The following is a 25,321-nucleotide window of genomic DNA, read 5'->3' as shown; positions in this document are numbered from 1 at the left end:
CGAAGTTTGCCTTCAGGTCTAAGTTGGGGAGAGTTGTTTCTATTCTTGTTTTATCCGGGTATAATATGATTCTGCCGGGTGGCCCGCGACTCGGTCAAAGGGCGAGGGGAGGTGCGCAGGCTGTCCTATTCCGTCGCGCGCCGTGCCGCGGCGAAATGCAAAATCTGCAAGCGCCAGAGGCGTTTCTTTGCTTGTCGTTTTGCTTGACTTCACTATCTCTCGATTATACAAGGCGGCCACTTAACGACAGGCGGTGAGCTACGCCAGCGTCGGAACGGAACACCCGAAGGCCCTTTTTTAGGAGCCGGACGGGCACCAACCTCGACGAATGCCGCTCAAACGCTGTCGATGATAGCTAGGCAATGCCAGGACGATTTTAGTTCTCTTGAGCACGTCCTCTTGAGAGTGAATTCGGATGCATGACCTCGGTGGCGGACCGAACAGCGAACGCTGAACGGTCCGGGATCGCGGTCCTCTGTGGCGTCGATGCGCTTTCCGCTCAGCGATGAGTGGTTGGCGCGATTTCGCTTTGCGCGGTTGCTTGTTCCGCGTCGAGCGGGCCGTACGGGACGGCTAGTCCTGAGAAGAAATTTGCGGAGCCATTCAAGGCTTTCGCGCGAACTAAAGGGTGAAGGCTGCATGCCGACGATCAACCAGCTGATCGCAAAACCACGTGAAGTGCAGAAGTCGCGCAAGAAGGTGCCGGCGCTGCAGCAGTCGCCGCAGAAGCGCGGCGTTTGCACGCGCGTCTACACCACGACCCCGAAGAAGCCGAACTCGGCGCTTCGTAAGGTCGCCAAGGTGCGCCTGACCAACGGCTTCGAGGTGATCGGCTACATTCCGGGTGAAGGCCATAACCTGCAGGAGCACTCGGTGGTCATGATCCGCGGCGGTCGCGTCAAGGACTTGCCCGGCGTGCGCTACCACATCCTCCGCGGCGTGCTGGATACCCAGGGCGTCAAGAACCGTAAGCAGCGTCGTTCGAAGTACGGCGCGAAGCGTCCTAAGTAAGCGGGAAACGATCAGATGTCGCGTCGCCATTCTGCTGAGAAGCGTGAAGTTCTTCCGGACCCGAAGTTCGGGAACATCATCATTACGAAGTTCATGAACTCGGTGATGTACGCCGGGAAGAAGTCGGTTGCCGAAAACATCGTCTACGGTGCGCTCGGCATGATCGAGGCCAAGACCAAGCAGCCCCCGCTCGGCGTGTTCGAGCAGGCGCTCGAGAACGTGATGCCGACCATCGAAGTCCGCTCCCGCCGCGTCGGCGGCGCGACCTACCAGGTCCCGGTCGAAGTCCGTTCGGTGCGCCGTCAGGCGCTCGGCATCCGCTGGCTGATCTCGGCCGCCCGCGAGCGCAACGAGAAGACCATGACGGAGCGCCTCTCGGCCGAACTGCTCGACGCGTCGAACAATCGCGGCAACGCCGTCAAGAAGCGCGAAGACGTGCACCGGATGGCGGAAGCCAACCGCGCCTTCTCGCACTATCGCTGGTAACGGCGAAACACGGAATTTAAGGAACAGCCTATGCCTCGCGTTCATGCCATAGAGAACTACCGCAACTTCGGTATCATGGCGCATATCGACGCCGGTAAGACCACGACCACCGAGCGCATCCTCTATTACACCGGCAAGAGCCACAAGATCGGCGAAGTGCACGAAGGTGCCGCGACGATGGACTGGATGGAGCAGGAGCAGGAGCGTGGCATCACGATCACCTCGGCTGCGACCACCGCGTTCTGGAACGGCAAGCGTCTGAACATCATCGACACCCCCGGCCACGTCGACTTCACCATTGAGGTCGAACGTTCGCTGCGCGTGCTCGACGGCGCCGTTTGCGTGCTCGACTCCAACCAGGGCGTCGAGCCGCAGACCGAGACCGTCTGGCGCCAGGGCGACAAGTACAAGGTTCCGCGCATCGTCTTCGCCAACAAGATGGACAAGACCGGTGCCGACTTCTTCAAATGCCTGGCCGACATCGTCGACCGCCTCGGCGCCAAGCCGATCGCGATCCAGCTGCCGATCGGTGCCGAGAACAATTTCAAAGGTCTCGTCGACCTCGTCGTCATGAAGGGCATCATCTGGAACGATGAATCGCTCGGCGCGAAGTTCGACTATGTCGACATTCCGGAAGACATGATCGAGCAGGCCAAGGAATATCGCGAGAAGATGGTGGAAGCCGCCGTAGAGCTCGACGACGACGCTCTGGCTGCCTTCCTCGACGGCAAGGAGCCCGATGAGGCGACACTGAAGCGTCTGATCCGCAAGGCGGTGCTCACCGGTGCATTCTATCCGGTGCTGTGCGGCTCCGCGTTCAAGAACAAGGGCGTTCAGCCGCTGCTCGACGCCGTCGTCGACTATCTGCCGTCGCCGGTCGACGTGCCCGCGATCAAGGGCATTGATGACGACGGCAACGAAGTCGTGCGCAAGGCGGACGACAAGGAGCCCCTGGCGCTGCTTGCGTTCAAGATCATGGACGACCCGTTCGTCGGCACCATCACCTTCTGCCGCATCTATTCCGGCGTCCTGCAGTCGGGCACCGGCGTGGTGAACTCGACCCGCGACAAGAAGGAGCGGATCGGGCGGATGCTGTTGATGCATGCGAACAACCGCGAAGACATCAAGGAAGCCTATGCCGGCGACATCGTCGCGCTGGCTGGCCTGAAGGAAGCGCGCACCGGCGATACGCTGTGCGATCCCGACAAGCCGGTCATCCTCGAAAAGATGGAATTCCCGGAGCCGGTGATCGAAATCGCGATCGAGCCGAAGTCGAAGGCCGACCAGGAAAAGCTGGGCGTCGCGCTTGCCAAGCTCGCCGCGGAGGATCCGTCGTTCCGCGTGTCGACCGACCAGGAGTCCGGCCAGACCATTCTCAAGGGCATGGGCGAACTGCACCTCGACATCAAGGTCGACATTCTCAAGCGCACCTACAAGGTCGATGCCAACATCGGCGCGCCGCAGGTGGCGTTCCGTGAGCGCGTGACCAAGAAGGCCGAAGTCAAGTACACGCACAAGAAGCAGACCGGCGGTACCGGTCAGTTCGCCGAAGTGTCGATCGTCGTCGAGCCGAACGAGCCCGGCAAGGGCTACGAGTTCGAATCGAAGATCGTCGGCGGCGCGGTGCCGAAGGAATACATCCCCGGCGTCGAAAAGGGCCTCAACAGCGTGATGGGCTCCGGTGTCGTTGCCGGCTTCCCGGTGGTGGACGTCAAGGTGCAGCTGGTCGACGGCAAGTATCACGACGTCGACTCGTCGGCGCTGGCGTTCGAAATCGCATCTCGCGCCGCGTTCCGTGAGGCGCTGACGAAGGGCAAGTCCGTCCTGCTCGAGCCGATCATGAAGGTCGAGGTGGTGACCCCGGAAGACTACACCGGTTCGGTCATCGGCGACCTGAATTCCCGGCGCGGCCAGATCCAGGGCCAAGACATGCGCGGCAACGCCAACGTCATCAACGCGATGGTGCCGCTCATGAACATGTTCGGTTACGTGAACAACCTGCGCTCGATGAGCCAGGGTCGCGCGACCTTCACCATGCAGTTCGATCACTACGCCGAAGCACCGGCGAACGTGTCGGCTGAAGTCCAGAAAAAGTTTGCTTGATTGTCGTTGGTTAGCAACTAACGACTGAACGGAGAGTCAAATGGCCAAAGCAAAATTCGAGCGTAACAAGCCCCACTGCAACATCGGCACCATCGGTCACGTCGACCATGGCAAGACCTCGCTGACCGCAGCGATCACCAAGGTGCTTGCAGAGACCGGCGGCGCGACGTTCACCGCCTACGACCAGATCGACAAAGCGCCGGAAGAGAAGGCGCGCGGCATCACGATCTCGACCGCTCACGTCGAGTACGAGACGAAGAACCGTCACTATGCCCACGTCGACTGCCCCGGCCACGCCGACTACGTCAAGAACATGATCACCGGTGCCGCCCAGATGGACGGCGCGATCCTGGTCGTGTCGGCTGCTGACGGCCCGATGCCGCAGACCCGCGAGCACATCCTGCTCGCCCGCCAGGTCGGCGTGCCCGCGCTCGTCGTGTTCCTCAACAAGTGCGACATGGTCGACGATCCGGAGCTGCTCGAGCTCGTCGAACTCGAGGTCCGCGAGCTGCTCTCGAAGTACGAATTCCCGGGCGACAAGATCCCGATCATCAAGGGCTCGGCGCTCGCCGCCCTCGAAGACAAGGACAAGACGCTCGGCCACGATGCCATCCTCGAGCTGATGAAGAGTGTCGACGAGTACATCCCGCAGCCGGAGCGCCCGATCGACCAGCCGTTCCTGATGCCGGTTGAAGACGTGTTCTCGATCTCGGGCCGCGGCACCGTCGTCACCGGCCGTGTCGAGCGCGGCATCATCAAGGTCGGCGAGGAAATCGAGATCGTCGGGATCCGCGACACCCAGAAGACCATCGTCACCGGCGTCGAAATGTTCCGCAAGCTGCTCGATCAGGGCCAGGCCGGCGACAACATCGGTGCGCTGCTCCGCGGCACCAAGCGCGAGGAAGTCGAGCGTGGCCAGGTGCTGTGCAAGCCCGGTTCGGTCAAGCCGCACACCAAGTTCAAGGCTGAGGCCTACATCCTCACCAAGGAAGAGGGCGGTCGTCACACCCCGTTCTTCACCAACTACCGGCCGCAGTTCTACTTCCGCACCACCGACGTGACCGGTGTCGTGCATCTGCCGGAAGGCACCGAGATGGTGATGCCGGGCGACAACATCGCGATGGAAGTGCACCTGATCGTGCCGATCGCGATGGAAGAGAAGCTGCGCTTCGCGATCCGCGAAGGCGGCCGCACCGTCGGCGCCGGCGTCGTCGCCGCCATCATCGAGTAAGTACGCGAATAGGGAATGGCGAGTAGCGAGTGGATCGATCCATTCGCTGTTCGCTACTCGCCACTCACTAAAGAAAGAATACGGCAATGAACGGCCAAAACATTCGTATCCGTCTCAAGGCGTTCGACCATCGAATCCTCGATACGTCGACCCGTGAGATCGTGAACACGGCGAAGCGCACCGGTGCGCAGGTTCGCGGACCGATTCCGCTGCCGACCCGCATCGAGAAGTTCACCGTCAACCGTTCGCCGCACGTTGACAAGAAGAGCCGCGAGCAATTCGAGATGCGCACCCACAAGCGCCTCCTCGACATTGTCGACCCGACCCCGCAGACCGTCGATGCGCTGATGAAGCTCGACCTGGCCGCCGGTGTCGACGTCGAGATCAAGCTCTAAGGTTTTGGATTTTTACGTCCGCCGCTTGCGGACAGAAAGACAGGAAGCACGCCGATGCGCTCCGGAGTGATCGCACAGAAGGTCGGGATGACGCGGGTCTTTACGGAGACCGGCGAGCATATCCCTGTGACCGTGCTGAAGTTGGGCAACTGCCAGGTGCTGGGCCACCGCACGACCGAGAAGAACGGCTATGTCGCCCTTCAGCTCGGCTCCGGTGCCCGCAAGACGGTGTACATGCCGAAGGCCGAACGCGGCCAGTTCGCGGTCGCCAAGGTCGAGCCGAAGCGCAAGGTCGCCGAGTTCCGCGTGTCCGAGGACGCGCTGATCCCGGTCGGCGCGGAAATCCAGGCGGACCATTTCGTGGTCGGCCAGTTCGTCGACGTGACCGGTACGTCGATCGGTAAGGGCTTCGCCGGCGGCATGAAGCGCTGGAATTTCGGCGGTCTGCGCGCCACCCACGGTGTGTCGGTGTCGCACCGCTCGATCGGTTCGACCGGTGGCCGTCAGGACCCCGGCAAGACCTTCAAGAACAAGAAGATGCCTGGTCACATGGGCGTCGATCGCATCACTACGCTCAACCTGCGCGTGGTTTCGACCGACGTCGAGCGCGGCCTGATCCTCGTCGAAGGCGCCGTTCCCGGCTCCAAGGGCGGCTGGATCTCGGTGCGCGACGCGGTGAAGAAGCCGCTGCCGAAGGAAGCTCCGAAGCCCGGCAAGTTCAAGGTTGCCGGTGGCGAAGCTGCCGAGGCTGTGGCCGAGAAGGAGGGCGTGTGAGATGGAACTGAAAGTCACCACCCTTGAAGGCAAGGAAGCTGGCTCGGTTCAGCTGTCGGACGAGATCTTCGGTCTCGAGCCGCGCAAGGACATCATTCAGCGCTGCGTGCAGTGGCAGCTGAACAAGCGTCAGGCCGGCACGCACAAGACCCAGGGCCGCGCCGACGTCTGGCGCACCGGCAAGAAGATGTACAAGCAGAAGGGCACCGGCGGCGCCCGTCACGGCTCGGCCCGCGTGCCGCAGTTCCGCGGCGGTGGCCGTGCGTTCGGTCCGGTGGTTCGCTCCCATGCGACCGACCTGCCGAAGAAGGTGCGCGCGCTCGCGCTGAAGCATGCGCTGTCGGCCAAGGCCAAGGACGGCGGGCTGATCGTGATCGACAATGCGCAGCTCGAGGCCGCCAAGACCAAGGCTCTGATCGGGCACTTCTCGGGTCTCGGCCTGACCAATGCGCTGATCATCGACGGCGCGGAGCTGAACAACGGTTTCGCGATCGCGGCCCGCAACATTCCGAACATCGACGTGCTGCCGATCCAGGGCATCAACGTCTACGACATTCTCCGCCGCCACAAGCTGGTGCTGACCAAGGCTGCGGTTGATGCGCTGGAGGCGCGCTTCAAATGAAGAACATCGATCCGCGCCACTACGACGTCATCATCTCGCCTGTCGTGACGGAAAAGGCGACGCTCGCCTCCGAGCACAACAAGGTGCTGTTCAAGGTCGCCGGCAAGGCGACCAAGCCGCAGATCAAGGAAGCGGTCGAGAAGCTGTTCGACGTCAAGGTGAAGAGCGTCAACACCCTCGTCCGCAAGGGCAAGACCAAGGTGTTCCGCGGCAATCTCGGCTCGCAGTCGGACTCCAAGCGCGCGATCGTGACCCTTGAAGAGGGCCACCGCATCGACGTGACTACCGGACTATAAGGCGCAACGACGATGGCATTGAAAACCTACAATCCCACGACGCCGGGCCAGCGCCAGCTGGTCATGGTCGATCGTTCGGCGCTCTACAAGGGCAAGCCGGTGAAGGCGCTGACCGAGGGCAAGCTCGGCAATGGCGGCCGCAACAACACCGGCCGCATCACCGTGCGCTTCCGCGGCGGCGGCCACAAGAAGGCCTACCGCACCGTCGACTTCCGCCGCGACAAGGTGGACATGCCGGCGGTCGTGGAGCGGCTCGAGTACGATCCGAACCGCACCGCGTTCATCGCGCTGATCAAGTATCAGGACGGTGAGCTGGCCTACATCCTGGCGCCGCAGCGTCTGGCGGCGGGCGACACCGTCGTCGCCGGCAACTATGTCGACGTCAAGCCGGGCAACGTCATGCCGCTCGGCAACATGCCGGTCGGCACGATCGTGCACAACATCGAGCTGAAGATCGGCAAGGGTGGCCAGCTGGCGCGCTCCGCCGGCACCTACGCCCAGATCGTCGGCCGCGACCAGGACTACGTGATCGTCCGCCTGAACTCGGGCGAGCAGCGTCTCGTGCACGGCCGTTGCCGCGGCACGATCGGCGCGGTCTCGAACCCCGATCACATGAACATCTCGATCGGCAAGGCCGGTCGTACCCGCTGGCTCGGCTGGCGTCCGCATAACCGCGGCGTCGTCATGAACCCGATCGACCATCCGCACGGCGGTGGTGAAGGTCGTACCTCGGGCGGTCGCCACCCGGTTACTCCGTGGGGCAAGCCGACCAAGGGCAAGAAGACCCGCACCAACAAGTCGACCAACAAATTCATTCTCCTCAGCCGCCACAAGCGGAAGAAGTAAGGAACGCCGGACATGGTTCGTTCAGTCTGGAAAGGCCCGTTCGTCGAGGGTTCTCTGCTCAAGAAGGCAGATGCCGCGCGCGCGTCCGGCCGTCACGACGTCATCAAGATCTGGAGCCGCCGCTCCACCATCCTGCCGCAGTTCGTCGGCCTGACCTTCGGTGTCTACAACGGCCAGAAGCATGTGCCGGTGGCGATCAACGAGGAAATGGTGGGTCACAAGTTCGGCGAGTTCTCGCCGACCCGGACCTTCCACGGCCACTCGGGCGACAAGAAAGCCAAGAAGGCTTGAGGAATAGACGATGAGCAAACCAAAGCGCGAACGTAGCCTCGCGGACAATGAGGCCAAGGCGGTCGCCCGCATGCTGCGCGTCAGCCCGCAGAAGCTGAACCTGGTGGCGCAACTGATCCGCGGCCGCAAGGCTGCGGCTGCGCTCGCCGACCTGCAGTTCTCGCGCAAGCGGATCGCGGTCGACGTCAAGAAGTGCCTGGAATCGGCGATCGCCAACGCCGAGAACAATCATGACCTCGATGTCGACGCTCTCGTCGTTGCCGAGGCGCATGTCGGCAACGGCATCGTGATGAAGCGTTTTGCTCCGCGCGGCCGTGGCCGTTCGGGCCGTGTGTTCAAACCGTTCTCGCACCTGACCATCGTGGTTCGTCAGGTCGAGGCCGAGGCAAGCGCCTAAGAAGGGCGCAGGAGAAGACGATGGGTCAAAAGATCAATCCAATCGGGCTGCGTCTCGGCATCAACCGGACCTGGGACTCCCGTTGGTTCGCCGGCAAGCAGGAATACGGCAAGCTCCTGCACGAGGACGTCAAGATCCGCGAGATCCTGCACAAGGAGCTCAAGCAGGCGGCCGTCGCCCGCATCGTGATCGAGCGTCCGCACAAGAAGTGCCGCGTGACGATCCACTCGGCCCGTCCGGGCGTCGTGATCGGCAAGAAGGGCGCCGACATCGACAAGCTGCGCAAGAAGGTTGCCGACATCACCTCGTCGGACGTCGTGATCAACATCGTCGAAATCCGCAAGCCGGAACTCGACGCGACCCTGGTCGCTGAATCGATCGCCCAGCAGCTCGAGCGCCGCGTTGCGTTCCGCCGCGCCATGAAGCGCGCCGTGCAGTCGGCGATGCGTCTCGGCGCCGAGGGCATCCGCATCAACTGCTCGGGCCGTCTCGGCGGCGCCGAAATCGCGCGCATGGAGTGGTACCGCGAAGGCCGCGTGCCGCTGCACACGCTGCGCGCCGACGTCGACTACGGCGTTGCCACCGCGTTCACGACCTTCGGCACCTGCGGCGTCAAGGTCTGGATCTTCAAGGGCGAGATCCTCGAGCACGATCCGATGGCCCAGGACAAGAAGATGGCCGAGGGCGACAATACCCCGCGTTCGCGCCGCGACGCCGCTTGAGGCAAAGCAGGAATTTGAGGGCTTAAAGCCATGATGCAACCTAAGAAAACGAAGTTCCGGAAGGCGCATAAGGGCCGTATCCACGGCGTTGCGACCTCTGGCGCGACGTTGGCGTTCGGCCAGTTCGGCCTGAAGGCGATGGAGCCTGAGCGCGTCACCGCCCGTCAGATCGAAGCCGCTCGCCGCGCGCTGACCCGTCACATGAAGCGCGCCGGCCGCGTCTGGATCCGCGTGTTCCCGGACGTGCCGGTGTCGAAGAAGCCCGCCGAAGTCCGCATGGGCTCGGGCAAGGGTGCGCCGGAATTGTGGGTGGTCCGGATCAAGCCGGGCCGCGTGATGTTTGAGATCGACGGCGTGCCGGCGCAGACCGCCAAGGAGGCGCTGTCGCTCGCCGCCGCCAAGCTGCCGATCAAGACGCGCTTCGTTGCGCGCATTGCGGAGTAATCGCCATGGCCGATATGAAAGTTGAAGACATTCGCGCGATGAGCGACGACCAGCGGGAAGACGCGGTCCTTAACCTGAAGAAGGAACGCTTCAACCTGCGTTTCCAGCGCGCCACCGGGCAGCTGGAGAACACCTCGCGGATGCGGGAAGCCCGCCGCGATATCGCTCGTATCAAGACCATCGCCGCGCAGCTGCGCGCGAAGAAGAAGTAAGGGAAGCCTATGCCGAAACGTACTCTGCAGGGCGTGGTCGTCAGCGACAAGCAAGCCAAGACCATCGTGGTGCGCGTCGATCGCCGCTTCACCCACCCGATCTACAAGAAGACGATCCGCCGTTCCAAGAACTACCACGCGCACGACGAGAACGACCAGTTCAAGCCGGGCGACATGGTCTGGATCGAGGAATCGAAGCCGATCTCGAAGCTGAAGCGCTGGACCGTGGTCCGGGGCGAACACAAGAAAACGGCCTGATCACTTCGGCCTGGCCGAGGGAATTCAGGAAAATTTTGGGCGCGCTAAAGCGCAGAAAGAGGACGAGGTGCATCAATGATTCAGATGCAGACCAACCTCGACGTGGCCGATAATTCAGGCGCACGCCGTGTCATGTGCATCAAGGTTCTTGGAGGTTCCAAGCGCCGCTATGCCACCGTGGGCGACGTTATCGTTGTGTCGATCAAGGAAGCCATTCCGCGTGGCAAGGTGAAGAAGGGCGACGTGATGAAGGCCGTCGTGGTCCGGGTCCGCAAGGACATCCGCCGCGCCGACGGTTCGGTCATCCGTTTCGACCGCAACGCCGCCGTGCTGATCAACAATCAGTCCGAGCCGGTCGGCACCCGTATCTTCGGGCCGGTGCCGCGCGAGCTGCGCGCCAAGAACCACATGAAGATCATTTCGCTTGCGCCGGAGGTGCTGTGATGGCTGCCAAGATCCGCAAGGGCGACAAGGTCATGGTGCTCACCGGCCGCGACAAGGGTCGCACCGGCGAGGTGTTCGAGGTGCGTCCGGACGAGAACAAGGCTCTCGTGCGCGGCATCAACATGGTGAAGCGTCACCAGAAGCAGAGCCAGACCCAGGAAGGCGGCATCATCTCCAAGGAGATGCCGATCCACCTGTCCAACGTTGCGTATGTCGGCAAGGACGGCAAGCCGACCCGCATTGGGTTCAAGATTCAGGCCGATGGCAAGAAGGTTCGTGTTGCCAAGAGCTCGGGAGCAGAGATCGATGGCTGATACAGCAGCTTACACGCCGCGTCTGCGCGCGGAGTATGACAAGAAGATCCGCGGCATGATGACCGAGAAGTTCGGCTATGCCAACGTGATGCAGGTGCCGCGCCTCGACAAGGTCGTGCTCAACATGGGCGTCGGCGATTCCGTCAACGACCGCAAGAAGGCCGAGACCGCCGCTGCCGAATTGAGCTTGATCGCCGGCCAGAAGGCGATCGTGACCTATTCGCGGATCGCGATCGCGACCTTCAAGCTGCGCGAGAACCAGCCGATCGGCTGCAAGGTCACGCTGCGCAAGACCCATATGTACGAGTTCATCGACCGCCTGGTGAACGTGGCGCTGCCCCGCGTCCGCGACTTCCGCGGCCTGAACCCGAAGAGCTTCGACGGCCGCGGCAATTATTCGCTCGGCATCAAGGAGCACATCATTTTCCCCGAGATCGACTTCGACAAGGTCTCGGAAGCGCGTGGCATGGACATCACGGTGTGCACCACCGCCAAGACCGACGACGAGGCACGTGCCTTGTTGGCCGCTTTCAATTTCCCGTTCCGGCAGTGAGTAGCTGAGCCAAAGCCACTCAAACGCGGATACCCAGGAGCCAAGCATGGCAAAGAAGAGTTCGATCGAGAAGAATAACCGGCGCAAGCGGATGGCGAAGAATGCTGCCCCGCAGCGTGAGAAGCTGAAGGCGATCATCGCCGACAAGACCAAGCCGATGGAAGAGCGCTTCGCGGCGACGCTGAAGCTCGCCGAGATGCCGCGCAACTCGTCGCCGACGCGCATCCGCAACCGCTGCGAGCTGACCGGGCGTCCGCGCTCGAACTATCGCAAGAACAAGCTCTCGCGCATCGCGCTGCGTGAACTCGGCTCTAAGGGCCTGGTTCCCGGGCTCGTGAAGTCGAGCTGGTAAGGAGGGTCGGAACCATGTCTACGCACGATCCGATCAGCGATCTCATCACCCGCATCCGCAACGCGCAGATGCGCTCCAAGTCCAAGGTTTCGACCCCGGGCTCGAAGATGCGCGCCAACGTGCTCGAAGTGCTGAAGTCCGAGGGTTACATCCGCGGCTACGCCAGCGTCGAGCATGCCTCGGGCCGCAGCGAGCTCGAGATCGAGCTGAAGTATTTCGACGGCGAGCCCGTCATCCGCGAGATCGAGCGGGTGTCGAAGCCGGGCCGCCGCGTTTACGCCTCGGTGAAGAACCTGCCGCGCGTGAACAACGGTCTCGGCATTTCGGTGTTGTCGACGCCGAAGGGAATCATGGCTGACCACGAGGCGCGCGACGCCAACGTGGGCGGCGAAGTTCTCTTCACGGTGTTCTGAGGAAGGATTTTACGATGTCACGTATCGGCAAAAGGCCGGTGGCGATCCCGTCGGGTGTGACGGCGACCGTCGAGGGCCAGACCGTCAAGGTGAAGGGGCCGAAGGGCCAGCTTCAGTTCGTGGTGCATGACGACGTCGAGGTGAAGTTCGAGAACGGCCAGGTCAAGGTCGCTCCGCGCGTCAAGACCAACCGCGCCCAGGCGATGTACGGCACCGCGCGCGCGCAGGTCGCCAACCTCGTCGAGGGCGTCACCAAGGGCTTCGAGAGGAAGCTCGAGATCACCGGCGTCGGCTACCGCGCGGCGATGCAGGGCAAGAACCTGCAGCTCGCGCTCGGCTACAGCCACGACGTGGTCTACGCGATCCCGGAAGGCATCACCATCGCGGTGCCGAAGCCGACCGAGATCACGATCACCGGCAACGATCCGCAGCGCGTCGGCCAGGTCGCCGCTGAGATCCGCGCCTACCGTCCGCCGGAGCCCTACAAGGGTAAGGGCGTGAAGTACGCCAACGAATTCATCTTCCGCAAGGAAGGCAAGAAGAAGTAACGGAGCCGGTCATGTCACTCAAGGTTACGAATGCCCGGCGCAAGCAGCGCGTGCGCCTTGCGCTTCGCCGCTCGGCAGGCGGCCGTCCGCGGCTGTCGGTGTTCCGCTCGTCCAAGCACATCTACGCCCAGGTCATCGACGACCAGAAGGGCGAGACGCTCGCGTCCGCCTCGTCGCTGGAGAAGAACCTGCGCGACGCCGGCAAGACCGGCGCCGACATCGATGCGGCGAAGGCGGTCGGCAAGCTGCTCGCCGAGCGCGCGGCGCAGAAGGGTGTCAAGGAAGTCGTGTTCGATCGCGGCGCCTACATCTATCACGGGCGCGTCAAGGCGCTCGCGGATGCGGCGCGCGAAGGCGGATTGAGCTTCTAAGCGAATCGAACGATTACAAGGAAAGAGGCTTGGGCCTCCTAGAGATTGGAAAACACCATGGCAGGTGAACGCGAACGCGGCGGACGCGAACGGAGCAGGGATCGCGAAGAGCGCGACAGCGAGTTCGTCGACAAGCTCGTCCACATCAATCGCGTGGCGAAGGTCGTCAAGGGCGGCAAGCGCTTCGGCTTTGCGGCGCTGGTCGTGATCGGCGATCAGAAGGGCCGGGTCGGGTTCGGCCACGGCAAGGCGCGCGAAGTGCCGGAGGCGATCCGCAAGGCGACCGAATCGGCGAAGCGCAATCTGACGCGCGTCGCGCTTCGGGAAGGCCGCACGCTGCATCACGACATCGCCGGCCGTCACGGCGCCGGCCGCGTCTACCTGCGTGCCGCTCCGGCCGGTACCGGCATCATCGCCGGCGGCCCGATGCGCGCGGTGTTCGAGACGCTCGGCATCCAGGACGTGGTGGCGAAGTCGATCGGCTCGTCGAATCCCTACAACATGGTTCGCGCAACCTTCGACGCGCTGAAGCATCAGGATTCGCCGCGCTCGGTGGCGGCCCGCCGCAACATCAAGGTCTCCACCCTGCAGTCGCGCCGCGTCGGCGGCGATGCCGAAGCGGTGGCGGAATAACCCGCGCGACCAGCGCTTTCTGGAGTTCAAGACGATGGCCAAGGCCAGCAAGACGATCAAGGTCGAGCAGACCGGCAGCGCGATCCGCCGCCATCACTCGCAGCGTTCGACGCTGATCGGCCTCAAGCTCAACAAGATCGGCCGCACCGCCGAGCTTCAGGACACCCCTGAAGTTCGCGGCATGATCAGCAAAGTCCAGCATCTCGTCCGCGTCGTCGGCGAGTAAGCAGAGATAAGGAGAAGGGCGATGAAGCTCAGCGATATCGCCGACAACGCCGGCTCGCGCAAGAAGCGCATGCGTGTCGGCCGTGGCATCGGTTCCGGCAAGGGCAAGACCTCGGGCCGCGGCGGCAAGGGCCAGACCGCGCGTTCGGGCGTCCGCATCAAGGGTTTCGAAGGCGGCCAGATGCCGATGCATCGCCGTCTGCCGAAGCGCGGCTTCAACAACATCTTCCGGCTCGACTTTGCCGAGATCAATCTCGACCGTCTGCAGGAAGCGATCGACAACAAGCTGGTGGACGCGTCCGCCACGGTGAACGTCGAATCGCTGGTGAGGGCCGGCGTGCTGCGCCGCGCCAAGGACGGCCTGCGGCTGCTCGGTCGCGGCGAGATCAAGACCAAGCTGACGATCGAGGTGCACGGCGCCTCCAAGTCGGCCATTGCCGCGGTCGAGAAGGCCGGCGGCTCGGTCAAGATCCTGGCCCCCGCCAAGGAAGAAGGCGAGGCGGCGTAACATCTGCGTCATTGCCCGCGATCTGCGCGGGCAATCTGCAGATCGAATGATTGGACTTATCGAGGCCGAGCACCAGATAATGTCCGGTGTCTGCCGACTCCCCAAAGGGGGCGTCGGCGAAGGGGGCTCCGGGAGAAAGCCGAAAATGGTCTCAGCAGCCGAACAACTTGCCGCCAACCTCAATTTCGGACAGCTGGCGAAAGCCGACGAGCTGAAGAAGCGCATCTGGTTCACCCTGGGTGCGCTGCTTGTTTATCGGCTGGGCACCTACATCCCGCTGCCGGGCATCGATCCCAACATCTGGGAGCAGGTGTTCCGCAGCCAGTCCGGCGGCATCCTCGGCATGTTCAACATGTTCGCCGGCGGCGGCATCCACCGCATGGCGATCTTCGCGCTGAACATCATGCCGTACATTTCGGCATCGATCATCGTGCAGCTGTTGACCACTGTGTCGCCGCAGCTCGAGGCGCTCAAGAAGGAAGGCGAGGCTGGCCGCAAGACGCTGAACCAGTACACCCGCTACCTGACGGTGATCCTGGCCGCGTTCCAGTCCTACGGTATCGCGATCGGCCTCGAAGGCGCCGGCAATGTCGTCAGCGACCCCGGCATGTTCTTCCGCCTGTCGACCGCGATCACGCTGACCGGCGGCACCATGTTCCTGATGTGGCTCGGCGAGCAGATCACCTCGCGCGGCATCGGCAACGGTATTTCGCTGATCATCCTGTCCGGCATCGTCGCCGAGCTGCCGTCGGCGCTCGCCAACATGCTGGAACTCGGCCGCCAGGGCGCGATGTCGACCGGCCTGATCCTGATCGTCATCGTGATGGCGGTCGCCGTGATCGCCTTCATCGTGTTCATGGAGCGCGCGCAGCGCCGGCTGCTGATCCAGTATCCGAAACGTCAGGTCGGCAACAAGATGTTCGAGGGCCAGTCCTCGCATCTGCCGCTCAAGCTCAACACCTCGGGCGTGATTCCGCCGATCTTCGCCTCGTCGCTGCTGCTGCTGCCGACCACGGTTGCGAACTTCAACGCCGGCAAGGGCCCGGAGTGGTTCCAATGGATCACCACGCAGCTCAGCCACGGCCGGCCGCTGTTCCTGTTCATGTATCTCGCGCTGATCGTGTTCTTCGCGTTCTTCTACACCGCGATCGTGTTCAACCCGACCGAGACCGCGGACAATCTGAAGAAGCATGGCGGCTTCATCCCGGGCATCCGTCCCGGCGAGCGCACCGCCGAATATATCGACTACGTGCTGTCGCGCATCACGGTGCTCGGTGCGATCTATCTCGCGATCGTCTGCCTGATTCCTGAAATTCTGATTTCCTACGCCTCGGTCCCGTTCTACTTTGGCGGCACCTCGCTCCTGATCGTCGTTAGCGTGACGATGGATACGGTGTCGCAGGTGCAGGGCTATCTGCTCGCTCATCAGTATGAAGGGCTGATCAGGAAATCGAAGCTCAGGGGAGGCCGTCGCCGCTGATCACGGCGCGGCTTCAAACTCAAAACTCAGGTGTGCGGACCTCGCCCACCTAGCCGGGGGGCGAAACAGATATGAGATTGATCCTTTTGGGGCCGCCGGGCTCGGGCAAAGGAACCCAGGCGCAGCGGCTGGTGCACAAGCACGGCATCGTTCAGCTCTCGACCGGCGAGATGCTGCGCGCCGCGGCTGCCGCAGGCACGCCGGTGGGCTTGCAGGCCAAGGAGATCATGGCCAATGGCGGCCTGGTTCCCGACGAGGTTGTAGTGGGAATCATCGCCGACCGGATCGAGGAGCCCGACGCCAAGAAGGGCTTCATCCTGGACGGCTTCCCGCGCACCGTACCGCAGGCGGAGGCCCTGGACGAGCTCCTCAGGAAAAGACATCTCAAGCTCGACGCCGTTGTCGAGCTGCGCGTCAACGAAAGCGCGCTGCTCGCGCGTGTTGAGAAGCGCGCCGAAGAGACCCGCGCGCGCGGCGAGGAAGTGAGACTCGACGACACGCCGGAAGTGCTGACCAAGCGCTTGGCGCAGTACCGGTCGATGACGGAACCGCTGATTCACTACTATTCCGAGCGGCGGAAGCTCCTGACGGTCGACGGCATGATGACCATCGAGCACGTCACCCGTGACATCAACCGGATCCTGGCGGCGATCGGCGCCGTCGAATCGAAGGCCGACGAGCTAGCCAAGAGCGCTTCGAAGGCCACCAAGACGGCCAAGAAGACGACCAAAAAGCCGGCCAAGAAGGCAACTAAGTCGGCCAAAACGGCCGCCAAGCCGGCCCGGAAGGCCGCCAAGGGGACCTCAAAGGCGGTCGCCAAGGCCAAAGGTACCAACAAGGGTGCCAAAAAGGCTGCGAAGAAACCGGCCAAGAAGACGGCAAGGCAGGCTGCAAAGCAGGCCTCTCGTGCCGCGAATGCCCGGAAGGGGGCAAAAGCCGCCAAAAAGGCGGCAAAAAAGCTCACGAAAAAGCGAGCTAAACGTTAGGAGCGGTTGACGAAACCGACATGAATCCTTTAATAAGCCTCGCATCCAAGTTGGATAGTTTTATGACGATGCCGGGCCCCGAAGGACACGAGGGGAGGGCGTCGTGTTCGCGTTTGTGGACACAAGCCCGAGAGAACAAGAACTTGAGCAGCCCGTATCCGTGATGGATCGGCGACAGGAGAGAAGTCCGTGGCCCGTATTGCCGGCGTCAACATTCCGACCAACAAGCGCGTCCTGATCGCGCTTCAGTACATCCATGGCATCGGCCAGAAGAACGCGGCCGACATCATGGAGAAGACCAAGATTCCGGTGGACCGTCGCGTCAATCAGTTGACCGACCAGGAGGTCCTGCAGATCCGCGAAGTCATCGACCGCGACTATCTGGTCGAGGGCGACCTCCGTCGCGAGGTCGGCATCAACATCAAGCGGCTGATGGACCTCGGCTGCTATCGCGGCCTGCGTCATCGCCGCGGTCTGCCGGTGCGCGGTCAGCGCACCCACACCAATGCGCGCACGCGCAAGGGGCCGGCCAAGGCAATCGCCGGCAAGAAGAAGTAAGCTTTGCGAATTGCAGGTGGGGAGTAGCGAATTGAAATTCGCTACTCGCCATTTGCGTTTTGAGGTGTAGCCGCTGGCACTACGGCGGCGCTTGAGATCACAGGAAAGGTTTGAAATGGGCAAGGAAGCCACCCGCGTACGCCGCCGCGAACGCAAGAACATCGCCTCCGGCATCGCGCACGTGAATTCGTCGTTCAACAACACGACCATCACCATCACCGACGCGCAGGGCAACACCATCGCCTGGTCGTCGGCTGGCACCATGGGCTTCAAGGGCTCGCGCAAGTCGACCCCCTACGCCGCGCAGGTCGCGGCCGAAGACGTCTCCAAGAAGGCGCAGGAACACGGCATGCGCACGCTGGAGGTTGAAGTGGCCGGCCCGGGTTCGGGCCGTGAATCGGCGCTGCGCGCGCTGCAGGCTGCGGGCTTTACCGTCACCTCGATCCGCGACGTGACCACCATCCCGCACAACGGCTGCCGTCCGCGCAAGCGTCGGCGCGTTTGATCTGTAAGTCGCGGGCGGCGGTCTGCCGCCCTGCGATGGTTTTTGGAATTGACCGCGCGGACTGTTCCGCGATCTCCAACGCCAGGTTCGGCCATTCGACTGGCCCTGCGACTGGCAAAGGGTGAAAAAAGTGACGATCCAGAAAAATTGGCAAGAACTCATTCGACCGAACAAGCTGCAGGTGACGCCGGGCTCGGACGCGAGCCGGTTCGCCACCGTCGTCGCCGAACCGCTCGAGCGTGGCTTCGGCCAGACGCTCGGCAACGCGCTGCGCCGCATCCTGCTGTCCTCGCTGCAGGGCGCTGCGGTGCAGTCGGTGCACATCGACGGCGTGCTGCACGAGTTCTCCTCGATCGCCGGTGTCCGTGAAGACGTCACCGACATCGTGCTCAACATCAAGGACATTGCGATCAAGATGCAGGGCGAAGGCCCGAAGCGCATGGTCGTCAAGAAGCAGGGCCCGGGCGCCGTCACCGCTGGCGACATCCAGACCGTCGGCGACGTCGTGGTGCTCAATCCGGACCTGCAGATCTGCACGCTGGACGACGGCGCCGAGATCCGCATGGAATTCACGGTCGCGACCGGCAAGGGCTATGTCGCCGCCGAACGCAACCGTCCCGAGGATGCCCCGATCGGCCTGATCCCGGTCGACAGCCTGTTCTCGCCGGTCCGCAAGGTCTCCTACAAGGTCGAGAACACCCGTGAGGGCCAGATCCTCGACTACGACAAGCTGACCATGACGATCGAGACCAACGGCGCGATCACGCCGGATGACGCGGTGGCCTACGCTGCGCGCATCTTGCAGGATCAGCTCAACGTGTTCGTCAACTTCGAAGAGCCGCGCAAGGAAGTCACGCAGGAGATCATCCCCGATCTCGCGTTCAACCCGGCGTTCCTCAAGAAGGTCGACGAGCTCGAGCTGTCGGTGCGTTCGGCAAACTGCCTGAAGAACGACAACATCGTCTACATCGGGGACCTCGTGCAGAAGTCGGAAGCGGAAATGCTCCGCACCCCGAACTTCGGCCGCAAGTCGCTGAACGAGATCAAGGAAGTGCTGGCCCAGATGGGTCTGCATCTCGGCATGGAAGTGCCGGGCTGGCCGCCGGAGAACATCGACGAGCTCGCCAAGCGCTTCGAGGACCACTACTGATCCATTTTCACCGTCGTGGCCGGAAAACCTCCGGCCACGATTTTTTAATGGGCGAACGCAGGATGCCCACCTGCAAGACTTGTCGCTGAACCACCGCGGCAGAATTGAAGAAGGAAGAAGTCAATGCGTCACGGCAAGGTTCATCGGAAGCTCAACCGCACCGCCGAGCACCGGCGTGCGATGTTCGCCAACATGGCGGCCGCGCTGATCAAGCACGAGCAGATCGTCACCACGCTGCCGAAGGCCAAGGAGCTGCGGCCGATCGTCGAGAAGCTCGTCACCCTCGGCAAGAAGGGCGGGCTGGCCCTGCGCCGTCAGGCGATCTCGGAGCTGCGCGACGTCGACCAGGTCAGGAAGCTGTTCGACACGCTGGCGACCCGCTACAAGGACCGCCAGGGCGGCTACACCCGCATCATCAAGGCCGGCTTCCGCTACGGCGACAACGCGGCGATGGCCGTGATCGAGTTCGTCGATCGCGACGTCGACGCCAAGGGCCAGGACTCCGGTCCGACCCAGGACAAGGAAGCCGAGGCGGCGTAAGCCAGTCTCGAGCCAAGGTTTTGAGAACGGCGCCTTCGGGCGCCGTTTTTTGTTGGTGGCTGCGTTCTATCTCTTGTCGTCCTGGCGAAAGCCAGGACCCATAACCACCGACATTTGGGGTTGGAGAGACTGTGGCCCCAGCATCGCGTAACAATTCGCATCTGGGGTAATGGGTCCTGGCTTTAGCCAGGACGACGAGGTGTGTTCTACTTCCTCACGCGTCGGTGAGATGCAATTGCGGTGCATCATGCCGCGCCCGATATCTCGGTCAGCATCAATGGAGATGAAGCCATGAAAATCGACCTTTCCGGAAAAACTGCGCTGGTGACCGGCTCGACCGCGGGCATTGGCAACGCCATCGCCAGGGGGCTGGCCGGGACCGGCGCCGAGGTCGTCATCAACGGCCGCGGCCAGGCCAAGGTCGATGCAGCCGTTACCGCGATCGCCAAGGCGGTTCCGGGCGCCAAGCTCCGCGGCATTGCCGCCGACGTCTCGACATCGGCAGGTTGCAAGGCGCTGCTGGCGGCGCTGCCCGAGGTCGACATCCTCGTCAACAATGCCGGCATCTTCGAGCCGAAGGCGTTCTTCGACATTCCCGACGAGGACTGGAGCCGCTTCTTCGAGGTCAACGTCATGTCCGGTGTGCGGCTGTCGCGCGGCTACATGCAGGGCATGCTGAAGCGCAACTGGGGCCGCATCGTCTTCATCTCCTCGGAATCCGGCCTCAACATCCCGACCGAGATGATCCATTACGGCACGACCAAGACCGCGCAGCTTGCGATCGCGCGCGGGCTGGCGCAGCTGACCCGCGGCACCGCGATCACCGTCAACTCGGTGCTGCCCGGGCCGACCATGTCCGAGGGCGTCGAGACCTTCGTCAAGGATCTGGCGAAGCAGAACGGCCAGTCGGTCGAGGAGGCGGCCTCCAACTTCGTCAAGCAGCACCGGCCGACCTCGCTGCTGCAGCGCTTTGCCAGCACCGAGGAGATCGCCAACCTCGTGGTCTATGTCTGCTCCAAGCAGGCCTCCGCCACCAATGGCGCCGCGCTGCGCGCCGAGGGCGGCATCGTCAACACCATTGCATGAGGTCCGGCCATGTCAGCTTACGTGATTTCCGAGGTCGACGTGAAGGATGCCGCAGGTTTCGAGGCCTATCGCACGATCGCGGCCAAGGCGATCGCGCAGTATGGCGGGCGTTATCTGGTGCGCGGCGGTGCTGCTGACGTGGTTGAGGGCGGACCGCCGCCGAACAACATCATCGTCGTCGAATTCCCGTCGATGGCGCGTCTGCGCGAGTGGTACGCCTCAGCGGAATACGCTGAAGCGCTCAAGCATCGCCGCACTGCGCTCGACCGCAGGCTGATCTTCGTCGAGGGCGTGCCGCCGAGCTAACCTTTCGCTCCGTCGAGGAACTCGCTGAAGCCTGACGGGCGGTAGGGGCCGAAGCACAATTGCTCGAGAACGCCGATTCCGGTCCGGTCGCCCTGGCGGGCGCGCACCACCTGTTGCACGTGCACGTTCTCGCGCGCCAGCGGGTCGAGCGTCGAAGGATCGAACGATTCGCCGCCGATCTCGAGCTCACCCTTCCACATGCCCTGGCCCCATTGCGGATGACCGTAGCCGAGGCCCTTCATCTGGAATTTGAGGATCGGATCGAGCGCGATCGTGCTGGTGTGGCCGTCGACGTCGACCAGGTCGATTTCAGCCGACTGCGCCAAGCGTGTGTTCGGCACGTAGGTCACGCGGTGCCGCGCGGTCGCCATGCGGCGGTCGAGCCCGTCGACGACGCCGGGGATCTCGGCCTCGCTCCGGTAGAGCGGCGCGATGATGCCCTCGCGGACCAGCGCCTCGCCGCGCGTCCCATCGAAGAAGATGGCGTGCGAGATGTGGTCGTCCCAGACCAGCGGCGCCCACAGGAAGAACACGCTCGGCGGCGGCATCGGCGCGCCTCCGACATCGCGTTCGCCGACATTGCGAACGCCCCAGGAGCGATCCTTGGTGCCGTAGCATGAGCGATCGTCGACCTTGATCTCGCCATCGGGGTGGCTGATGACGCCGCGCCAGCGGCCGAACTGGTCGAACCGGGTCGAGTCCATGGCGCGGCGGTCGCCCGACCAAAGCGTCTGGCGCGCTTCCTGGATCGCAGCGGTGCGCGCGGAAAAGGTCAGGTCGCAGGCCAGCCCCGTCGCATTGTCGTCGAGCAGGACCCGGGTGCGCAGCATCGGTTCGAGCACCTCGAGTCTGAAAGGACCGACCTGCATCTCGGTACGCTCGATCGGCGCCCGCCGCGAACCGTAGAAGCAGTGCTGCCGTCCGCCGCGCTCGACGACGCTGAACGCGCAATCGAGGACCTTGCGGTGCGGGTAGATCGCGATGCCAATGCCGAAATAATACGCGCCGTCGGCGGTGTAGCCGTTGAACCAGGTGCGGTCGTAGACATTGCGGTCGCTGGTGATGGGAACCGCGATCGGTTCCGGCGTCTGGTGGATCGGGAAGTCGTCGAGTTTGTTGAGCACGCGGATCCCTTTCGGTACTCCCTAGTCCTGCCAGTATGCAAAACCGTCGTGATCCAGCGCTTGCGCGCAGGCGCCACGGGTCATCTTCAGGAACAGCGCGTCGCCGCGCTCGGAGCGCTGGACGCTCAGCGCGGAGACGACGCCCATCATGATGCCATGCAGGGTGTAGCGCCGGTAATCCCGCCAGCACTGATCCCAACCATAGTCCCGCACGCCGCGACGGATCAGTTCCGAATGATATGATCGCACCAGATCGGCTTCGTGAAGCCGCCGTTCCGACGGTTCGATGCCGGCCGACAGGAAATAGGCGACGTCGACGATTCCAGGGCCAACCGTCAGCGTCTGCCAGTCCAGCGTCGCCATCGGTCGGGTATTGCCGCGGACGTCGAACAGGATGTTATCCAGCCTGAAGTCCGCATGCTGCAGGGTTCGCGGCGTCGATTGCTCCGACTGGTAGCGCGGGACCGCGTCCGGAAGCCGGTCGATCAGATCAAGGAATTCCGGCTCGATCACGCCACGATATCGCTCCTTGTAGTGACCGATGATGGCGGGCAGCGTCGCGTGGAAATCCTTGCGCCGGCCTGCGGCCACCACGAAGCAGTGCACCGCGTCCAGCGTCGGATCGTTCCATCGCGGCGCGTGCAGGGCGGCGGCCTCGGCCATCGCTGTCTGGCAGTCCGCGATCGAGCATCCGGCGAGCTGGTCGCCCTGGCGTGCGGGCGCCAGATCTTCGAGAATCAGCGTGAAGTCGTCGGTCGCCGGATCGATTTCGGCGAGGATCGGCCGCGGCGTGTTGATGGCGACGGTCGCCGCCAGCTCGCGATAGAACGCGACCTCGCGAACATAAAGCATGTGCGCGGAACCGGAGCGGCGGCTGTCGGGATCTGCGGCAGGGAATTTGCCGATGACGCTTAGGGGCGCGTTCGGCGCCTCTCCGTCATAAGTGAGACGAAATCGATAGGAGTCGCCGACGAGGCCATTACCGACCGGCTTGCAGGCGAGATCAGTGACCCTGACCTGGTCGATCACACCGGCTTCGCGCAGCGCCCGCGTCATCCACTCCGGATCGATCCGCGACGGATCGGCCGTGAGCAAATTCATCGGCTTCCTCCCATCCCCGTGGGCGTCACCACCGTTCCAGCCGCGTCTCGCGTTGGCCGGATTGAGGACGGGGTGATCGTTGCGCAAACTATACAGGTGATGTCGCGTCTTTGGCAAAAGCGACGCGCCGGCCTGTGGGGAAGTCGGGTGGGGCGGGTTGGCGTCAGCGTCACCCGCCGCCCTTGGAGAGGTGGTGGGTTACGGCTTCGCCTAACCCACCACCCTACGCATTCGTCCCGATCCTACTACCAGCCTTCCAGCACGATCTTGCCGCGCGACTTGCCACTCTCTAGCAGCGCGTGGGCGCGCTTGAGATTGGCGGCATTGATGGTGCCGAAGGTTTGATCGAGCGTGGTGCGCAGCACGCCCTTGTCGAGGAGGTCGGCGACATCGTTGAGCAGATGGTGCTGCGCGATCATGTCAGGCGTCTGGAACGACGAGCGCGTGAACATCGATTCCCAGTGCACCGACACCGCCTTGCCCTTGAACGCGGCGACGTTGAACTCCGAGGGATCGTCGATCAGGCCGAACTTGCCCTGCGGCGCAATGAAGTCGGCGATCGACTTGTAGTGCTGGTCGGTGAAGGTGAGGCTGGCGACGAGGCCGACCGGCGGCAGCTTCAGCTTCTCGATCTGCTCCTTCATCGGCTGCGAGTGGTCGATCACCGCGTGCGCACCGAGATCGAGGCACCATTTTTGCGATTCCGGCCGCGTCGCGGTGGCAACTACGGTGAGGCCGGTGAGGCGGCGGGCAAGCTGGATCAGGATCGAGCCGACTCCGCCGGCGCCACCGGTGATCAGCAGCGTACGCGGGTCGAGGCTCTTGCCCGGCACCGCGCCGAGCCGGTCGAACAGCAATTCCCAGGCGGTGATCGAGGTCAGGGGCAGGGCGGCGGCCTGCGCGAAGGACAGCGATGCCGGCTTGTTGCCGGCGATACGTTCGTCGACCAGATGAAATTCCGAATTGGTGCCCTGGCGCAGGATCGAGCCTGCGTAAAACACCTCGTCGCCGGGCTTGAAGAGGGAGACGTCGGGCCCGACCGCGTCGACCACGCCGGCCGCGTCAAAGCCGAGGATCTTGTAGCTGCCGTCGGTCGGCGCCGCGCGCTTGCGCACCTTGTAGTCGACCGGGTTGGCCGAGATGGCCTTCACCGCGACCCTGATGTCGCGCCCCTTCGGCTCGGGCTTGGCGATCTCGAAATCGACGAGCGAATCCGCCGCCTCGATCGGCAGCGATTTTTGGTATCCGACGGCCTTCATGCCTTGTCTCCGTGGTGGGCGATTGCCTGCCGTGATACCTGTCGCGCTGGCGTCCATTTGGCAAGTACTGTAAAATCAGGGAACTAGTCCCTGTTTGTATACTATTGGGAAAATACCGATGAAACGGAAGAATTTTGCGCGCCGGCCGGGCTGCGCCGTCGAGGCGGCGCTCGACCTGATCGACGGCAAATGGAAGGGCGTGATCCTGTATCATCTGCAGGCCGGCACCCAGCGCTTCGGCGAGTTGCGGCGGCGGATGCCCGGCATCACCCAGCGCATGCTGACCAAGCAGCTGCGTGCGCTCGAGGACGATGGTCTCGTGATCCGCAAGGTCTATGCCGAGGTGCCGCCGCGGGTCGAATACACGCTCTCCGAACTCGGCGAGAGCCTGCGCCCGGTGATCGATATTTTGAAGGCGTGGGGCGAGGGCCATCAGGAGCGGCAGTCCTGCGCGCCGGCGCCGGAGGTCGTCGTGAAGAAGTCCAAGCGCGCGGCGTAGAAGCGTGCTCCTGCGTGAGCAATGCCATGCCTTTGTCCGGGAATTACGAGATGCAAATCAAGGTAACACCAGAAGAGCTGAGATACATAATTCGCTGCGGGGCTGCTCTCGCGCAAAATGTCCCTGAGAAATCGCTTCCGACATATTGCGGATTCGACAAGCAGCAGATCGTCGATTTTTCCGGTCGAATGAGGAGCGAACTGGATAAGGCCGGTCTAGATATGTAGACGCTGGAGCGGCAGTCGTAGCGCGCCCACGCCGTGAGAGCAGTTGAAATG

General features: G+C 63.2%; 38 protein-coding genes. 35 read left to right on the top strand and 3 right to left on the bottom strand.

Going from position 1 to position 25,321, the window contains the following annotated elements:
* Nucleotides 1-639 precede the first annotated feature (639 nt).
* The 33 genes from rpsL (at nt 640) to G6P99_RS27880 (ending at nt 21,060) form a co-directional block, all read left to right on the top strand.
* Nucleotides 640-1,011 carry a 30S ribosomal protein S12 gene (rpsL, locus tag G6P99_RS28040; protein WP_028168167.1) on the top strand — a complete coding sequence of 124 codons (372 nt, stop codon included), beginning with the start codon at nt 640-642 and terminating at the stop codon, nt 1,009-1,011.
* A gap of 15 nt (nt 1,012-1,026) precedes the next feature.
* Entirely contained in the window at nt 1,027-1,497 is a 471-nt protein-coding gene (gene rpsG / locus G6P99_RS28035) for a 30S ribosomal protein S7 (protein ID WP_021081660.1), read from the top strand.
* 30 nt (nt 1,498-1,527) lie between these two features.
* Entirely contained in the window at nt 1,528-3,600 is a 2,073-nt protein-coding gene (gene fusA / locus G6P99_RS28030; protein WP_165124123.1) for an elongation factor G, read from the top strand.
* A 40-nt stretch (nt 3,601-3,640) separates the two neighbouring features.
* Nucleotides 3,641-4,831, top strand: a complete 1,191-nt coding sequence (gene tuf, locus G6P99_RS28025) for an elongation factor Tu (protein WP_029081773.1) — start codon at nt 3,641-3,643, stop codon at nt 4,829-4,831.
* 86 nt (nt 4,832-4,917) lie between these two features.
* The gene (gene rpsJ, locus G6P99_RS28020) at nt 4,918-5,226 is read left to right on the top strand and encodes a 30S ribosomal protein S10 (protein ID WP_002712302.1); all 309 of its coding nucleotides are present in this window, start codon (nt 4,918-4,920) and stop codon (nt 5,224-5,226) included.
* A 54-nt stretch (nt 5,227-5,280) separates the two neighbouring features.
* Nucleotides 5,281-6,000, top strand: coding sequence for a 50S ribosomal protein L3 (rplC, locus tag G6P99_RS28015; RefSeq protein ID WP_029081772.1), 720 nt, complete (start codon nt 5,281-5,283; stop codon nt 5,998-6,000).
* Between the two features lies 1 nt (nt 6,001).
* Nucleotides 6,002-6,622 carry a 50S ribosomal protein L4 gene (gene rplD, locus G6P99_RS28010; RefSeq protein WP_029081771.1) on the top strand — a complete coding sequence of 207 codons (621 nt, stop codon included), beginning with the start codon at nt 6,002-6,004 and terminating at the stop codon, nt 6,620-6,622.
* Nucleotides 6,619-6,918, top strand: coding sequence for a 50S ribosomal protein L23 (locus tag G6P99_RS28005; protein ID WP_029081770.1), 300 nt, complete (start codon nt 6,619-6,621; stop codon nt 6,916-6,918). The genes rplD and G6P99_RS28005 overlap by 4 nt, the downstream gene beginning before the upstream one ends.
* A 12-nt stretch (nt 6,919-6,930) precedes the next feature.
* The gene (rplB, locus tag G6P99_RS28000) at nt 6,931-7,764 is read left to right on the top strand and encodes a 50S ribosomal protein L2 (RefSeq protein ID WP_029081769.1); all 834 of its coding nucleotides are present in this window, start codon (nt 6,931-6,933) and stop codon (nt 7,762-7,764) included.
* 12 nt (nt 7,765-7,776) lie between these two features.
* Nucleotides 7,777-8,055: a 30S ribosomal protein S19 gene (gene rpsS, locus G6P99_RS27995; protein WP_018272137.1), complete on the top strand. Its 279-nt coding sequence runs from the start codon at nt 7,777-7,779 to the stop codon at nt 8,053-8,055.
* A gap of 10 nt (nt 8,056-8,065) precedes the next feature.
* Nucleotides 8,066-8,452, top strand: a complete 387-nt coding sequence (gene rplV / locus G6P99_RS27990) for a 50S ribosomal protein L22 (RefSeq protein WP_165124120.1) — start codon at nt 8,066-8,068, stop codon at nt 8,450-8,452.
* 20 nt (nt 8,453-8,472) lie between these two features.
* The gene (gene rpsC / locus G6P99_RS27985) at nt 8,473-9,174 is read left to right on the top strand and encodes a 30S ribosomal protein S3 (RefSeq protein WP_018272135.1); all 702 of its coding nucleotides are present in this window, start codon (nt 8,473-8,475) and stop codon (nt 9,172-9,174) included.
* A 30-nt stretch (nt 9,175-9,204) separates the two neighbouring features.
* Nucleotides 9,205-9,618, top strand: a complete 414-nt coding sequence (gene rplP / locus G6P99_RS27980) for a 50S ribosomal protein L16 (protein WP_029081767.1) — start codon at nt 9,205-9,207, stop codon at nt 9,616-9,618.
* Between the two features lie 5 nt (nt 9,619-9,623).
* Nucleotides 9,624-9,830: a 50S ribosomal protein L29 gene (gene rpmC / locus G6P99_RS27975; protein WP_029081766.1), complete on the top strand. Its 207-nt coding sequence runs from the start codon at nt 9,624-9,626 to the stop codon at nt 9,828-9,830.
* Between the two features lie 9 nt (nt 9,831-9,839).
* Nucleotides 9,840-10,088, top strand: coding sequence for a 30S ribosomal protein S17 (gene rpsQ, locus G6P99_RS27970; protein ID WP_029081765.1), 249 nt, complete (start codon nt 9,840-9,842; stop codon nt 10,086-10,088).
* Nucleotides 10,089-10,163: 75 nt separating this feature from the next.
* Entirely contained in the window at nt 10,164-10,532 is a 369-nt protein-coding gene (gene rplN, locus G6P99_RS27965; protein ID WP_011473865.1) for a 50S ribosomal protein L14, read from the top strand.
* Nucleotides 10,532-10,846 (top strand): 50S ribosomal protein L24, encoded by a 315-nt coding sequence (gene rplX / locus G6P99_RS27960; protein WP_029081764.1) that lies wholly within the window; start codon nt 10,532-10,534, stop codon nt 10,844-10,846. Before rplN ends, rplX begins: the two co-directional genes overlap by 1 nt.
* Entirely contained in the window at nt 10,839-11,399 is a 561-nt protein-coding gene (gene rplE / locus G6P99_RS27955; protein WP_035977013.1) for a 50S ribosomal protein L5, read from the top strand. Before rplX ends, rplE begins: the two co-directional genes overlap by 8 nt.
* A gap of 46 nt (nt 11,400-11,445) precedes the next feature.
* Nucleotides 11,446-11,751: a 30S ribosomal protein S14 gene (gene rpsN / locus G6P99_RS27950; protein WP_029081762.1), complete on the top strand. Its 306-nt coding sequence runs from the start codon at nt 11,446-11,448 to the stop codon at nt 11,749-11,751.
* Nucleotides 11,752-11,765: 14 nt separating this feature from the next.
* Nucleotides 11,766-12,164: a 30S ribosomal protein S8 gene (gene rpsH / locus G6P99_RS27945; protein ID WP_029081761.1), complete on the top strand. Its 399-nt coding sequence runs from the start codon at nt 11,766-11,768 to the stop codon at nt 12,162-12,164.
* Nucleotides 12,165-12,178: 14 nt separating this feature from the next.
* Complete coding sequence (gene rplF, locus G6P99_RS27940) at nt 12,179-12,712, top strand: 50S ribosomal protein L6 (protein ID WP_016843759.1); 534 nt, start codon at nt 12,179-12,181, stop codon at nt 12,710-12,712.
* A gap of 11 nt (nt 12,713-12,723) precedes the next feature.
* Nucleotides 12,724-13,083: a 50S ribosomal protein L18 gene (gene rplR / locus G6P99_RS27935; RefSeq protein WP_029081760.1), complete on the top strand. Its 360-nt coding sequence runs from the start codon at nt 12,724-12,726 to the stop codon at nt 13,081-13,083.
* A gap of 57 nt (nt 13,084-13,140) precedes the next feature.
* Nucleotides 13,141-13,716, top strand: coding sequence for a 30S ribosomal protein S5 (gene rpsE, locus G6P99_RS27930; RefSeq protein ID WP_029081759.1), 576 nt, complete (start codon nt 13,141-13,143; stop codon nt 13,714-13,716).
* 34 nt (nt 13,717-13,750) lie between these two features.
* On the top strand, nt 13,751-13,942 hold the full coding sequence (rpmD, locus tag G6P99_RS27925; RefSeq protein WP_029081758.1) for a 50S ribosomal protein L30: 192 nt from the start codon (nt 13,751-13,753) through the stop codon (nt 13,940-13,942).
* Nucleotides 13,943-13,963: 21 nt separating this feature from the next.
* Nucleotides 13,964-14,449 (top strand): 50S ribosomal protein L15, encoded by a 486-nt coding sequence (gene rplO / locus G6P99_RS27920; protein WP_029081757.1) that lies wholly within the window; start codon nt 13,964-13,966, stop codon nt 14,447-14,449.
* A gap of 145 nt (nt 14,450-14,594) precedes the next feature.
* The gene (secY, locus tag G6P99_RS27915; protein ID WP_029081756.1) at nt 14,595-15,929 is read left to right on the top strand and encodes a preprotein translocase subunit SecY; all 1,335 of its coding nucleotides are present in this window, start codon (nt 14,595-14,597) and stop codon (nt 15,927-15,929) included.
* A 71-nt stretch (nt 15,930-16,000) separates the two neighbouring features.
* Nucleotides 16,001-16,915 (top strand): adenylate kinase, encoded by a 915-nt coding sequence (locus G6P99_RS27910; protein WP_029081755.1) that lies wholly within the window; start codon nt 16,001-16,003, stop codon nt 16,913-16,915.
* 189 nt (nt 16,916-17,104) lie between these two features.
* Nucleotides 17,105-17,473, top strand: a complete 369-nt coding sequence (rpsM, locus tag G6P99_RS27905; RefSeq protein ID WP_029081754.1) for a 30S ribosomal protein S13 — start codon at nt 17,105-17,107, stop codon at nt 17,471-17,473.
* A gap of 115 nt (nt 17,474-17,588) precedes the next feature.
* The gene (rpsK, locus tag G6P99_RS27900) at nt 17,589-17,978 is read left to right on the top strand and encodes a 30S ribosomal protein S11 (protein WP_006021048.1); all 390 of its coding nucleotides are present in this window, start codon (nt 17,589-17,591) and stop codon (nt 17,976-17,978) included.
* Between the two features lie 130 nt (nt 17,979-18,108).
* A complete protein-coding gene (locus G6P99_RS27895) occupies nt 18,109-19,128 on the top strand; it encodes a DNA-directed RNA polymerase subunit alpha (RefSeq protein WP_029081753.1) in 1,020 nt (339 codons plus the stop codon).
* A gap of 123 nt (nt 19,129-19,251) precedes the next feature.
* Complete coding sequence (rplQ, locus tag G6P99_RS27890; protein ID WP_028335465.1) at nt 19,252-19,668, top strand: 50S ribosomal protein L17; 417 nt, start codon at nt 19,252-19,254, stop codon at nt 19,666-19,668.
* 291 nt (nt 19,669-19,959) lie between these two features.
* On the top strand, nt 19,960-20,754 hold the full coding sequence (locus tag G6P99_RS27885) for an SDR family NAD(P)-dependent oxidoreductase (protein ID WP_029081752.1): 795 nt from the start codon (nt 19,960-19,962) through the stop codon (nt 20,752-20,754).
* A 9-nt stretch (nt 20,755-20,763) separates the two neighbouring features.
* Nucleotides 20,764-21,060 carry a DUF1330 domain-containing protein gene (locus G6P99_RS27880; RefSeq protein ID WP_029081751.1) on the top strand — a complete coding sequence of 99 codons (297 nt, stop codon included), beginning with the start codon at nt 20,764-20,766 and terminating at the stop codon, nt 21,058-21,060.
* Here the strand turns inward: G6P99_RS27880 and G6P99_RS27875 are convergent.
* From G6P99_RS27875 to G6P99_RS27865, 3 genes are all read right to left on the bottom strand, one after another.
* Nucleotides 21,057-22,184, bottom strand: coding sequence for a hypothetical protein (locus G6P99_RS27875; RefSeq protein ID WP_165124115.1), 1,128 nt, complete (start codon nt 22,182-22,184; stop codon nt 21,057-21,059). The two genes, G6P99_RS27880 and G6P99_RS27875, sit on opposite strands and share 4 nt — an antisense overlap.
* A gap of 21 nt (nt 22,185-22,205) precedes the next feature.
* Nucleotides 22,206-23,285, bottom strand: a complete 1,080-nt coding sequence (locus G6P99_RS27870) for a phosphotransferase family protein (protein ID WP_165124110.1) — start codon at nt 23,283-23,285, stop codon at nt 22,206-22,208.
* 245 nt (nt 23,286-23,530) lie between these two features.
* On the bottom strand, nt 23,531-24,544 hold the full coding sequence (locus G6P99_RS27865) for a zinc-binding alcohol dehydrogenase family protein (RefSeq protein WP_029081748.1): 1,014 nt from the start codon (nt 24,542-24,544) through the stop codon (nt 23,531-23,533).
* Nucleotides 24,545-24,662: 118 nt separating this feature from the next.
* Between G6P99_RS27865 and G6P99_RS27860 the strand changes: the two genes are divergently transcribed.
* Together G6P99_RS27860 and G6P99_RS27855 are read left to right on the top strand one after the other, a co-directional pair.
* The gene (locus G6P99_RS27860; RefSeq protein WP_029081747.1) at nt 24,663-25,043 is read left to right on the top strand and encodes a winged helix-turn-helix transcriptional regulator; all 381 of its coding nucleotides are present in this window, start codon (nt 24,663-24,665) and stop codon (nt 25,041-25,043) included.
* Between the two features lie 50 nt (nt 25,044-25,093).
* Nucleotides 25,094-25,270, top strand: a complete 177-nt coding sequence (locus G6P99_RS27855) for a hypothetical protein (protein WP_156928647.1) — start codon at nt 25,094-25,096, stop codon at nt 25,268-25,270.
* The last annotated feature ends 51 nt before the right edge of the window (nt 25,271-25,321 follow it).

The sequence above is a fragment of the Bradyrhizobium sp. 6(2017) genome (assembly GCF_011058295.2).
Classification (GTDB): Bacteria; Pseudomonadota; Alphaproteobacteria; order Rhizobiales; family Xanthobacteraceae; genus Bradyrhizobium; species Bradyrhizobium septentrionale.
The sequence above is the reverse complement of the archived record's forward strand: the minus strand, read 5'-3'. Positions and strand labels throughout refer to the sequence as shown.

Coding starts and splice junctions, on each gene's coding strand:
- rpsL (WP_028168167.1), top strand. CDS start 640: ATGCCGACGATCAACCAGCTGATCGCAAAACCACGTGAAGTGCAGAAG.
- rpsG (WP_021081660.1), top strand. CDS start 1,027: ATGTCGCGTCGCCATTCTGCTGAGAAGCGTGAAGTTCTTCCGGACCCG.
- fusA (WP_165124123.1), top strand. CDS start 1,528: ATGCCTCGCGTTCATGCCATAGAGAACTACCGCAACTTCGGTATCATG.
- tuf (WP_029081773.1), top strand. CDS start 3,641: ATGGCCAAAGCAAAATTCGAGCGTAACAAGCCCCACTGCAACATCGGC.
- rpsJ (WP_002712302.1), top strand. CDS start 4,918: ATGAACGGCCAAAACATTCGTATCCGTCTCAAGGCGTTCGACCATCGA.
- rplC (WP_029081772.1), top strand. CDS start 5,281: ATGCGCTCCGGAGTGATCGCACAGAAGGTCGGGATGACGCGGGTCTTT.
- rplD (WP_029081771.1), top strand. CDS start 6,002: ATGGAACTGAAAGTCACCACCCTTGAAGGCAAGGAAGCTGGCTCGGTT.
- G6P99_RS28005 (WP_029081770.1), top strand. CDS start 6,619: ATGAAGAACATCGATCCGCGCCACTACGACGTCATCATCTCGCCTGTC.
- rplB (WP_029081769.1), top strand. CDS start 6,931: ATGGCATTGAAAACCTACAATCCCACGACGCCGGGCCAGCGCCAGCTG.
- rpsS (WP_018272137.1), top strand. CDS start 7,777: ATGGTTCGTTCAGTCTGGAAAGGCCCGTTCGTCGAGGGTTCTCTGCTC.
- rplV (WP_165124120.1), top strand. CDS start 8,066: ATGAGCAAACCAAAGCGCGAACGTAGCCTCGCGGACAATGAGGCCAAG.
- rpsC (WP_018272135.1), top strand. CDS start 8,473: ATGGGTCAAAAGATCAATCCAATCGGGCTGCGTCTCGGCATCAACCGG.
- rplP (WP_029081767.1), top strand. CDS start 9,205: ATGATGCAACCTAAGAAAACGAAGTTCCGGAAGGCGCATAAGGGCCGT.
- rpmC (WP_029081766.1), top strand. CDS start 9,624: ATGGCCGATATGAAAGTTGAAGACATTCGCGCGATGAGCGACGACCAG.
- rpsQ (WP_029081765.1), top strand. CDS start 9,840: ATGCCGAAACGTACTCTGCAGGGCGTGGTCGTCAGCGACAAGCAAGCC.
- rplN (WP_011473865.1), top strand. CDS start 10,164: ATGATTCAGATGCAGACCAACCTCGACGTGGCCGATAATTCAGGCGCA.
- rplX (WP_029081764.1), top strand. CDS start 10,532: ATGGCTGCCAAGATCCGCAAGGGCGACAAGGTCATGGTGCTCACCGGC.
- rplE (WP_035977013.1), top strand. CDS start 10,839: ATGGCTGATACAGCAGCTTACACGCCGCGTCTGCGCGCGGAGTATGAC.
- rpsN (WP_029081762.1), top strand. CDS start 11,446: ATGGCAAAGAAGAGTTCGATCGAGAAGAATAACCGGCGCAAGCGGATG.
- rpsH (WP_029081761.1), top strand. CDS start 11,766: ATGTCTACGCACGATCCGATCAGCGATCTCATCACCCGCATCCGCAAC.
- rplF (WP_016843759.1), top strand. CDS start 12,179: ATGTCACGTATCGGCAAAAGGCCGGTGGCGATCCCGTCGGGTGTGACG.
- rplR (WP_029081760.1), top strand. CDS start 12,724: ATGTCACTCAAGGTTACGAATGCCCGGCGCAAGCAGCGCGTGCGCCTT.
- rpsE (WP_029081759.1), top strand. CDS start 13,141: ATGGCAGGTGAACGCGAACGCGGCGGACGCGAACGGAGCAGGGATCGC.
- rpmD (WP_029081758.1), top strand. CDS start 13,751: ATGGCCAAGGCCAGCAAGACGATCAAGGTCGAGCAGACCGGCAGCGCG.
- rplO (WP_029081757.1), top strand. CDS start 13,964: ATGAAGCTCAGCGATATCGCCGACAACGCCGGCTCGCGCAAGAAGCGC.
- secY (WP_029081756.1), top strand. CDS start 14,595: ATGGTCTCAGCAGCCGAACAACTTGCCGCCAACCTCAATTTCGGACAG.
- G6P99_RS27910 (WP_029081755.1), top strand. CDS start 16,001: ATGAGATTGATCCTTTTGGGGCCGCCGGGCTCGGGCAAAGGAACCCAG.
- rpsK (WP_006021048.1), top strand. CDS start 17,589: ATGGGCAAGGAAGCCACCCGCGTACGCCGCCGCGAACGCAAGAACATC.
- rplQ (WP_028335465.1), top strand. CDS start 19,252: ATGCGTCACGGCAAGGTTCATCGGAAGCTCAACCGCACCGCCGAGCAC.
- G6P99_RS27885 (WP_029081752.1), top strand. CDS start 19,960: ATGAAAATCGACCTTTCCGGAAAAACTGCGCTGGTGACCGGCTCGACC.
- G6P99_RS27880 (WP_029081751.1), top strand. CDS start 20,764: ATGTCAGCTTACGTGATTTCCGAGGTCGACGTGAAGGATGCCGCAGGT.
- G6P99_RS27870 (WP_165124110.1), bottom strand. CDS start 23,285: ATGAATTTGCTCACGGCCGATCCGTCGCGGATCGATCCGGAGTGGATG.
- G6P99_RS27865 (WP_029081748.1), bottom strand. CDS start 24,544: ATGAAGGCCGTCGGATACCAAAAATCGCTGCCGATCGAGGCGGCGGAT.
- G6P99_RS27860 (WP_029081747.1), top strand. CDS start 24,663: ATGAAACGGAAGAATTTTGCGCGCCGGCCGGGCTGCGCCGTCGAGGCG.
- G6P99_RS27855 (WP_156928647.1), top strand. CDS start 25,094: ATGCAAATCAAGGTAACACCAGAAGAGCTGAGATACATAATTCGCTGC.